Origin of the sequence: Sphingorhabdus sp. (assembly GCF_044354325.1) — a bacterium.
Classification (GTDB): Bacteria; Pseudomonadota; Alphaproteobacteria; order Sphingomonadales; family Sphingomonadaceae; genus Sphingorhabdus_B.
Genome location: NZ_JBILAF010000091.1, coordinates 1 through 8617 on the forward strand (window position 1 = coordinate 1; position 8617 = coordinate 8617).

The window sequence follows — 8617 nt, forward strand, 5'->3', positions numbered from 1 at the left end:
CGACGCCGTCATCAAGAACAAGCCAAGCGGATCAAAGGGCAAATATGTCCGCCGCGTTGCGGTCAGCTCGTCAATGGGCCCAGGCCTCAAGATCAATCTGGCGGACGTCGCTGGCGCTTAAGCCACGACATCAAACGAATATCAAAAGGGCTGGAGGGAAACCTCCGGCCCTTTTTCTTTGCGGCGGACGCCGTTATCCAATAGCCTTTCATCATGCGATTATTTTTGACCTTTATTGTTGCGCTGCTTCCACTGGCCGCCGTTGCGGCTGATCCGGTTCAGCCAAAATCTCCAACCCCCGTCAAATCAATCGCCATTCCCATCAGGCATATCACCCCCGGGATCGAAGCCTTGCTTTCCGACCAACTGGCGTTGGTCAAGGGAAAGCGGGTCGCGCTGTTGACCAACCAGACCGGCGTTGATCGCAAGGGTGTCAGCGACGTCGATCTGTTGCGCGCGCATCCCGCTATCAATCTTGTCGCGCTGTTCAGCCCGGAACATGGCGTGCGTGGAGAGGCCCAAGCCGGTGAGAAGGTGGCTTCGAGCATCGATCCCACATCCGGCTTGCCCGTCTACAGCCTCTATGGCGAAACCAAGATGCCAACTGACAAGATGATGCACGGCATTGATATTGTGCTGGTCGATCTGCAGGACGTCGGCACGCGTTTTTATACATATTCCTCGACATTACTATTTATGCTGCGCGCCGCAGAGAAATCCGGAGCCGAGGTGATCGTGCTGGATCGTCCCAATCCGCAAGGCGGGGTGATGATAGAGGGGCCAGTCCTCGAACCTGCATTTGGCTCGTTCGTCGGAAGCTTTGCCATGCCGGTACGCCACGGCATGACATTCGGTGAGCTCGCGCAGATGTTCGTCGGCGAGGAAAAGCTGCGCACGCGCCTGCGCGTTATTCCCATGCGCGGCTGGAATCGCGACTGGGCGCCCTATGTCGCTTGGGATTTGCCTTGGGTGCCGCCCTCACCCAATATGCGGTCACCCCAAACAGCCGCAGTATATCCCGGCACGGCCTTGTTCGAGGGCACCAACATCTCCGAAGGACGGGGCAGCGAAAAACCGTTCGAATATATCGGCGCGCCGTTCATCGATGGCGCGGCACTGGCGGAACGATTAAATGCAATGGGGCTGCCGGGTGTCACGTTCGCGCCCGTTTCCTTTACGCCGGATTTTTCCAAATATGCCGGGCAGCAGTGTCACGGCGTGTCGGTCATCCCCACCAACAGCACGACATTCCAGCCATTCCGCACCGGAATCGCTTTGGTGAAGGCGGTCCACGGCATGTACCCAGACAAGTTTGAATTCCGCGCCGGCACTCCAAGGTTTTTTGACCAGCTGGCAGGAACCGACACGGTCCGTAAAGGCATTTTGGACGGAAAAGCAGTAAGCGAGATCGAAGCGCAGTGGCAACCCGGGCTTGAAGCCTTTAGGCAGCTACGGGCGAGGTATCTGATTTATCCTTGATATCACGACCGGCGCAGCAAACAGCAAAGGCGACTGCCGTCCCGATACATAGCTGCCATGGGAAGGCCAGCGCCTTCCACGCCGCAGGCAGCCCAAGGCTATCCACGACATAATGCTGTTGCAGCAAGATCGTGACAAAACCAGCCAGCAGGGCGGCGATCACCGACCATGTCGCCCCACGCTTCGTAAACACCACGGTACCATAGACGCCCAGCAAGCCCGAATAGGCAAATACCATTACGCCGAGTACAAATTCGAGCAAAGGCGTGTCGCTGTAATGCTGCCAATAGAAACATAATATCGACATCGCAAACAGCGCACAGGCGAGCAATATCATCGCCGCGCGACCGGCGTTGACATAATGCTGCTCGTTGGACGGTGCGCCACGCCGTTCCAGCCAAGGCCGGTAAAAATCATTCACAACCACCGCCGACATCGAGATTAATCCGGAATTGATCGCCGCCGCCGCGATGACGCCCACGGTGACCAGCCCGCGCAAGCCGGGCGGGATTTCAGACAGAATGAACGACATGAAGACCGTGATTTTTTCGCCCGCGAACGCGTTGGTAGCGCCAACGCTAACGCCCATCAGGTCGGGGCGGTTGTAGAAGATGTGGAGCAGCGATCCTATCGCCATGAATAAAGCCACCACAGGGATTGCCGCCCACATGCTCGCATACAAAGCGCGTTTGCCCGATTGTGCGTTTTCGCATGCCAAAAAGCGCTGCGTCGTGTCCTGATCGAGCCCGGTATTGCCGATATTGAGCAGCACCAACCCGGTCAGGATCGCCCAAACGGTAAACGGCTTGGTAAAGTCGAACGACCAGTCAAACAAACGCAGCTTGTCCATTCCGTCGGGTGCAGATTGAAGCGCGTCCCAAATTTCCGGAGCAGGTGCAGGAATTTTCACCAGCAAAAAGATGAGCACCAGCACTGCACCACCAAGGTAGAGCACGACCTGCACCAGGTCGCTCCAGATCACAGCATTCAGCCCGCCGAACAGTGTGAACACAACACCGAAGACGACGAGCACCGCCGAGGCGATAACGATATGCTGCGGCTCGACATCAAGGAAGATGATCATCGAAACCGCAATGGCGGCAAGATACAGCCGCGCACCGCTCGCCAAGATCCGGCCGACGAGATACATCCCCGCCGCCGCGCGTCTTGCCGTGGCGTCGAAACGGGCTTCCAGCAATTCATATACCGTGGTCGCACCGATTGCGTAGAAACGCGGGATCAGGAAACGTGCGACGATAAAGGCAGCGATGATCGCGGCGAAGTTGCTTGTGAGATAGCTATAATCACCGCGATAGCTGTTATCGGGGGCGCCGAGAAATGTTGCTGCCGACTGCATCGTGGACAGAACGGACACCGCAACCAGCCAGACCGGCGCATGATGCCCGGCGAGGAAATAGTCATCCGCCGTTTTGGTCCGCCGTGTCGCCTGATAACCGGCAAATGCCAGCAATGCGACATAGGCAAGCAATATGCCCCAGTCATAAACGGTGAATGCTAATGGCATGAATGCTCCCCCAAGGCTGAGCCATTAAAGGAACATGCCTGTTTGTTCAAATGCGCTACCGCGCCACATATGCATCCAGCGTTTCGTGGTAATGGCGTATGCGGCTTTCCTGATAGCGCGCCAATGTCACACCCGGCTTCTTCGACGCGCGCAGACCTTTTTGGATCCGCTTCAGATTGTCGGTATCCTGATCCGCTACCATCGCGGCCGAACCAAGCTCCGGTGCGTCGGCCCATTTCTGATCCAGCCCCAGCATGGTCATTTTTGCAGGCTCCGGATGCGATCCGTCGGGGGCTTTGGAAAACAGGAACATGATTTCCATGATCGAGCTTTCGGGATCGTCGCCATTGGGGCGGAAGCGGTAGGTGATGGGCAAGGCCTGCCCGCCCCACGGCACCATATTGGGAAACAGCATATATTCGATCAGATCGAGCGATTCAGAATCCGATAGGGCAGACATGTCACGGCCAATCGAGCGCGAAATCTTCTCCCGCGCACGTTCGGCCAGCTTGCCCCGCGCCGTTTCACCCGCGCCCACTTCAATGGGCTTGCCCGCAAAAAAGGGCACGTCGCGGCGCATTTCCTCGATGGTTTGTTCAGCTGTCGTTGCGGGCTTCGATGGGCTGGCGACGCCCTGAACGCTGATCATACGGCTGACATGCCGCACACCGGGCCAAACGTCATATTGGGTGTTGCTGTCTCCATAATAGCTCAGCACCTGCCCATGCGCGAACGGTACATGGTACGCTTCGACAAAAGCCTCCATCGCCAGTTTCCAGTTGCATGGCATAATCTTGGCAACATGCGCCGCGACATAGCGGTCTTCCAGATTGAACGACGCAAAATGCTCGGGCAGATTTTCGAGATAGGTTTCAAGTGGTTCGGCATCAGCATCAAAATTAATGAAAACAAAGCCGCCCCATGTGCCAACGCGCGCTTCGGGAAGGTTCATCTTGTCCTTATCAACATGCGGGAAATCCCATTGGCCCGGAATGACAGATAATGCGCCATCCAGCTTCCAAGTCCAGCCGTGGAAGGGGCAACGAAACTGCTTAACGCAACCGCCTTCGGTGCGGAGCATCGTGCCGCGATGCAGGCATGAATTGATATAGGCTTTAATCTCGTCCGGGCCTGTTCGCACGACGATGAGCGAGTCATGCACGATGTCATACACAATATGATCGCCAATATTCGGGATATGCTCCAGCCTGCATGCCAGTTGCCATGTCTTGCGCCAAACCTGCTCGACTTCGCGATCATGCCAGTCTTTGGCGAAGTAACGCGCAATAGAAACATCATCACTGCTTTGCCCAATGGCGGGTGATTCCACGCGCATGACCGCAGGCGCTGGATTACGATCGCCGTCGAACACTTCCTGAACCGATGGGCCTGGACGGCGCGCAATTATGTTGTCCAAAACTCTCTCCCTGATAACTCTTGCGCCATCCTGCCGTCATGGTAGCAACTGTGCAATGAACAATTTACCGCACCACCACCTCATTACCATGACGCTGACCGTTGATTTCGCAGGGATGATCAGCATTGGCCAAACCCCTGCCGGCCTGCGCCGCATTGCCCCCGTCACCGGCGGTCATTTTGCTGGCGAGCGGCTGAATGGCACGGTGCTGCCGGGCGGAAATGATTGGGTCGTCAACCGCGAAGATGGCGTGATGGTAATCGACGTCCGCCTAACGCTGCAAACCAACGACGGGGCTTTGGTTTACCTCAATTATCAGGGCCGCTTTTTGGCCGAAGCCGAAGCAATGTCTCGGTTCCGGAAAGGCGCATTGCTGGAGCGCCACGAATATTCACTGGCAATCGTCGCAAAATTCGAATGTGGTGATAGCCGCTATAGCTGGCTTAACAATGTCATCGCTGTCGGCACCGGCGAACAAACCGCTGCGGGTCCGGTCTATTCGATTTTCGAAATAGGCTGAAAAAATCTCGGCCATAAAAGGCTTAACGCCAATCCGCCCATGACCAGCGCGGCGGCAAGCAGTTTCCAGCTCTGTAATGGCTCGTGCAAGAACAATGCCGACGCCCCCATCCCGAATATCGGCACCAGCAACGCCATAGGTGCGACGGTTGCCGCAGGATGCCGCGCCAGAAGCCATCCCCAAATCCCATAGCCGAACATGGTGTTGCCAACCGCTTGCCAGACCACCGCCGCCCAGGTCGTCGCTGTTGCTGCTTGCACGCCTGCGATCAAGGCCGACGGGCCTTCAAATATCAAGGCGAGGGTCAACAATGGCGGCACGGCAAAGATGCTGGCCCAGACCACATAAGCAAGCATGTCGACCTTACCCGCGGCGCGCGAGACCATATTGCCACTCGACCAGCAAAAGGCCGCCGTTACGACGAGCATCAATCCCAATGGCGTCGCACTGCCATCCGAATGGGTCAGAATGACGGCCAGCCCGCTTGTCGCTAACGCCAGTGCAGCCCATTGGAATGTGCGTACCCGTTCCCCCGTCAGCCGCATGGATAGGGCAATGGTGAAGAAGACCTGGATCTGGACGACGAGCGAAGCGAGGCCCGGCGTAATATCGCCTTTCATCGCCAAAAACAGCAGGCCGAACTGCCCGGCCCCGATCAATATGCCGTAAGCCGCAAGATTGGACAAAGGCACGGCAGGCCGCTTTAGGAAAAATGCCGCGGGCAAAAATGCGCACGTAAAACGCAGCGTCGCAAGCCATAAAGGCGGCAAATGGGCTAGCGCCAATTTGATGACGACAAAATTCGTGCCCCACACCGCCATCACTGCAATCGCGAGCAGAAGGTGCAGGCGTGGTAAGGCGGCGTTTTGTGGCATGGAAGCCCCCCTAACCGCTCCGCCCGTTTTTGCGAACAGTTAATCCAGCGGCACAACTTCTACCGGCAGATCGCTGGCAATTGCGCCGCAATATTGTTCGGGCCAATGCGCAAAGGGGCGAACGGCCCCTTCGGTGCGCCAGCGGTTCACGCGCGCCAGATCAGCGTCTGCCATGACCCACGCCCCCCGCCCTTCGGTCCCAATAGCCACAACGCCGTCGTCCGGACTATCACCATCAGGCGGAACGAACAGCCCTGCTGCACCATAATTTTCGTCCAGCGCCGGCGACCATGGGGCCATGCCAACGGTCGGTGCCTGCGCCACAAAAATTTGGTTTTCCAATGCCCGCGCCTGTGCCCCAATCCGAACGCGGTGATAGCCTTGCAAACTGTCGGTGCACGACGGGCAGAGAATGGCCTGTGCGCCAGCTTGTGCCTGCGCCCGCGCGATCATCGGGAATTCGATATCATAGCAGGTAGAAATGCCCAGCATTCCCAAAGATGTCCGAAAAACCCGCAGGCTTTTTCCGCCTTTAATGTCCCAGGATTCACGTTCGAACCGGGTCATCATAATTTTGTCCTGATAGGCCGTTTGCCCGTCCGGCATATACAGCGTCGCCCTGTTTACAATCTGCCCATCTTCTTGGCCAAAGGGTCGGGTTCCGCCGAGCAGAACGACCCCAAATTGCCTGGCGAGATCCGCATAATGGGCGTCAATTCTTGGCCCCAAAGCAACCACGGCCCGCAACGAGGCATGCAGATCGCTCGCCGTCGCTTTGTCGATCGCGGCCAATTCCATCGCCGCATATTCGGGAAACACCAACAACTGTGCGCCTTGCGCGGCGGCATCGCTCACCCACTGCCCGACCTTGCCTTGCCAACTCGCAAAGCTATCGGGTTCCCCGATGGGATATTGGGCTGCCGCTATACGGACCGACGCGGTCACAGGTCACGCATCCAAAATTGCATCACATGCGCGCTTTCGAAATCATCGCCCAGATCCTGCCATTCGAGCGTTCCGGTCAAACCGGGCACCGGCGCATAGCCACGGGCACGCCAGAATGGATGCAAATCGCGTGGTGTTTCGGGCCGCATCGGATGATCATCAGGACGGATCACCGCACAAAAGGCAGTTTTCCGTGCCCCTGCGGCGCGCGCTGCGTCTTCACGCGCGTCGAAAAACCGGTGCCCAATGCCTTGCCCCTGATATTGCGGCAACAGAACCGATTCCCCGAAATAGAATATCTGCGCAACATCCATTCCTTGTTCGCGGAAAGGATTCTGGATGTCCGGCTTCTGTCCCTCCAATGGAGACGCCGTAGCCGCGCCGATGATTGAGTCCCCGTCCCGGGCAACGACAAGCACCGAACCCGGTTCGCGCACAAATTCGGCCATATAAGCGGCTTCATATTCTGCAGTGCCGTCATACAGATAGGGCCAGCTGCGAAAAACCCGGATCCGCAGATCAGACAGCGCCGGAATGGCGGCCCAGCGCTCCTCGGGATCCGTCAAGGACCGGACGTCTACCGTCATGAAACCTGCGCGATCCAGTCGGCAAGATTATAATAGACCGAAACGCGTGTGATTTTTCCGTCTGCGACCTCAAAGAAGCCGCCGGCTGGCAAGCTGTAGCTCTGGCCATGCGCGGCAGGAAAGCCTTCGTCTGCAACCTTGTAAATGCCGTCGACGATGAATTCCGCCGCCGCGCGCTTGCCATCTTCGCTGGTCATAATGACAATGTCACGCAGCTGTTCACTATAGGCATGATCCATGCGGCCAAGAAAGGCGCGAAAGGCCAGCTTGCCGGTTTCACGGTCTCCTTGATTGATATCATGCGCCACATCGTCATTCAGACATGCCAAGATAGCCTCAACATCCATGGCATTGAATGCAGCATAATATGCGCCAATCAGCGCCGCCGTTTTTTCACGCGTGTCGGCCATATATCATTGTGTCCTTTAACCTGATGAATTGCATTTCGATTAAGTCAGCGAAGCAAGGGTTGTCCAGTAAGATAAATTGTCCAGACTTTCATAGGATTTTGAAACGTGATCGCAGCGGACAGCGATCAAAGCGGCGGCCGCCCTTGACTCTGCGTCCAACCCTGCTAATGCCCGCCTCGTTCGGTGGAGCGACGGCTCCACCGGCAACCGTCCGAGACAGTTGGTGAACGGAATTTGCCGTTCTTAATTTCCAGCCTAGACGGGGATAGAGATTTCAGGACTGGCTTTTGCCATCCTTCGCCACCGCTCCCGATTTTAGATCGTGTGAGTTCGGCATGAAACTTCCCCACGGACTGAAGTCAGCGGATCGCCCAGCCGGGTGTTTCGCTTTTCGTGTTGGATTTTGTCGGCTTGCCGGCGAAGTCTGAAAAAGGAGTAATGCATGAACCGTTCTGAAAAGACCGAAACAGTTGCATCGCTGAACGCCACTTTCAATGAAGCGGCGGTTGTCGTCGTCACCCGTAATCTCGGGCTGACGGTTGCACAATCGACCGACCTTCGTTTGAAGATGCGGGATGCTGGCGCAAGCTATAAGGTTGCCAAGAACCGTCTTGCCAAAATCGCTCTTGAAGGAACGCAATATGGATCGGTAGCTGAATTGCTTACCGGCCCTACAGCGCTCGCCACATCGTCGGACCCGGTTGCAGCTGCAAAGATTGCTGTCGAGTTCGCAAAGACCAATGACAAACTTGAAATTGTCGGCGGCGCGATGGGTGACACGTTCCTTGATGTAAACGGTGTAAAGGCGCTGGCTTCGTTGCCATCGCTCGACGAACTGCGCGGCACGCTTATCGGGCTT

9 protein-coding genes and 1 pseudogene are annotated in these 8617 nt (G+C 56.8%); 4 read left to right on the forward strand and 6 right to left on the reverse strand.

Annotated elements, in window-relative coordinates:
• Both ACIQ0G_RS08500 and ACIQ0G_RS08505 read left to right on the forward strand, forming a co-directional pair.
• Nucleotides 1-121 (forward strand): annotated as a pseudogene (locus ACIQ0G_RS08500) (50S ribosomal protein L1); the annotation flags it as partial.
• 92 nt (nucleotides 122-213) lie between these two features.
• The gene (locus ACIQ0G_RS08505) at nucleotides 214-1479 is read left to right on the forward strand and encodes an exo-beta-N-acetylmuramidase NamZ domain-containing protein (protein WP_397577536.1); all 1266 of its coding nucleotides are present in this window, start codon (nucleotides 214-216) and stop codon (nucleotides 1477-1479) included.
• Here ACIQ0G_RS08505 and ACIQ0G_RS08510 read toward each other — a convergent pair.
• Both ACIQ0G_RS08510 and ACIQ0G_RS08515 read right to left on the reverse strand, forming a co-directional pair.
• Nucleotides 1442-3004: a sodium:solute symporter gene (locus ACIQ0G_RS08510; protein WP_397577537.1), complete on the reverse strand. Its 1563-nt coding sequence runs from the start codon at nucleotides 3002-3004 to the stop codon at nucleotides 1442-1444. The two genes, ACIQ0G_RS08505 and ACIQ0G_RS08510, sit on opposite strands and share 38 nt — an antisense overlap.
• 55 nt (nucleotides 3005-3059) lie before the next feature.
• Nucleotides 3060-4421 (reverse strand): SRPBCC family protein, encoded by a 1362-nt coding sequence (locus ACIQ0G_RS08515; protein ID WP_397577538.1) that lies wholly within the window; start codon nucleotides 4419-4421, stop codon nucleotides 3060-3062.
• A 55-nt stretch (nucleotides 4422-4476) separates the two neighbouring features.
• On the opposite strand from ACIQ0G_RS08515, the gene ACIQ0G_RS08520 reads away from it, so the two are divergent.
• Nucleotides 4477-4941 carry a DUF3237 domain-containing protein gene (locus ACIQ0G_RS08520; protein ID WP_397577539.1) on the forward strand — a complete coding sequence of 155 codons (465 nt, stop codon included), beginning with the start codon at nucleotides 4477-4479 and terminating at the stop codon, nucleotides 4939-4941.
• Here the strand turns inward: ACIQ0G_RS08520 and ACIQ0G_RS08525 are convergent.
• The 4 genes from ACIQ0G_RS08525 to ACIQ0G_RS08540 are packed head-to-tail and all read right to left on the reverse strand — an operon-like array spanning nucleotide 4917 to nucleotide 7758.
• Nucleotides 4917-5816, reverse strand: coding sequence for an EamA family transporter (locus ACIQ0G_RS08525; RefSeq protein ID WP_397577540.1), 900 nt, complete (start codon nucleotides 5814-5816; stop codon nucleotides 4917-4919). The genes ACIQ0G_RS08520 and ACIQ0G_RS08525 overlap by 25 nt on opposite strands.
• Nucleotides 5817-5855: 39 nt before the next feature.
• Nucleotides 5856-6761: a carbon-nitrogen hydrolase family protein gene (locus ACIQ0G_RS08530; protein ID WP_397577541.1), complete on the reverse strand. Its 906-nt coding sequence runs from the start codon at nucleotides 6759-6761 to the stop codon at nucleotides 5856-5858.
• The gene (locus ACIQ0G_RS08535) at nucleotides 6758-7348 is read right to left on the reverse strand and encodes a GNAT family N-acetyltransferase (protein WP_397577542.1); all 591 of its coding nucleotides are present in this window, start codon (nucleotides 7346-7348) and stop codon (nucleotides 6758-6760) included. The genes ACIQ0G_RS08530 and ACIQ0G_RS08535 overlap by 4 nt, the downstream gene beginning before the upstream one ends.
• Nucleotides 7345-7758 carry a ketosteroid isomerase-related protein gene (locus ACIQ0G_RS08540; protein WP_397577543.1) on the reverse strand — a complete coding sequence of 138 codons (414 nt, stop codon included), beginning with the start codon at nucleotides 7756-7758 and terminating at the stop codon, nucleotides 7345-7347. The genes ACIQ0G_RS08535 and ACIQ0G_RS08540 overlap by 4 nt, the downstream gene beginning before the upstream one ends.
• A 442-nt stretch (nucleotides 7759-8200) precedes the next feature.
• On the opposite strand from ACIQ0G_RS08540, the gene rplJ reads away from it, so the two are divergent.
• A partial coding sequence (rplJ, locus tag ACIQ0G_RS08545; protein WP_397577544.1) for a 50S ribosomal protein L10 occupies nucleotides 8201-8617 on the forward strand: 417 nt, incomplete at its 3' end.